Source organism: Methylobacterium sp. J-072 (assembly GCF_022829425.1).
Lineage (GTDB): Bacteria > Pseudomonadota > Alphaproteobacteria > Rhizobiales > Beijerinckiaceae > Methylobacterium.
In genome coordinates, this window is record NZ_JAKSYK010000181.1 from 1 (window position 1) to 281 (window position 281).

Here is a 281-nt window from a genome sequence, read left to right on the forward strand (position 1 = left end):
TTGATCAGGTTCAGCAGGTGCATCCCGCTGTCGTGGATGTCGTTCGAGTATTCCCGGTAGGACGGCGCCGTGTGGATGCCGAACACCTCGTTCTTCATCACCTCCGAGAAGCCCAGGATGGCGTTGAGCGGCGTGCGCAGCCACCTCGCCAAGAAGCACCTGATGGCCATGCAGGTCGGCGACCGGGGCTTCTTCTACCACTCGAACGAGGGCAAGGCTGTGGTCGGCATCGTCGAGGTGATCCGGCCCTACTACCCCGACCACACCGACGCGACCGGCCG

The 281-nt window shown here is 63.7% G+C and carries 2 pseudogenes; one reads left to right on the top strand and one right to left on the bottom strand.

Annotated features, from left to right (window positions below):
* Positions 1 to 140 (bottom strand): annotated as a pseudogene (locus MKK67_RS22750) (histidine kinase dimerization/phospho-acceptor domain-containing protein); the annotation flags it as partial.
* Here MKK67_RS22750 and MKK67_RS22755 point away from each other — a divergent pair.
* A pseudogene (locus MKK67_RS22755) lies at positions 127 to 281 on the top strand (EVE domain-containing protein); the annotation flags it as partial. The pseudogenes MKK67_RS22750 and MKK67_RS22755 sit on opposite strands and share 14 nt — an antisense overlap.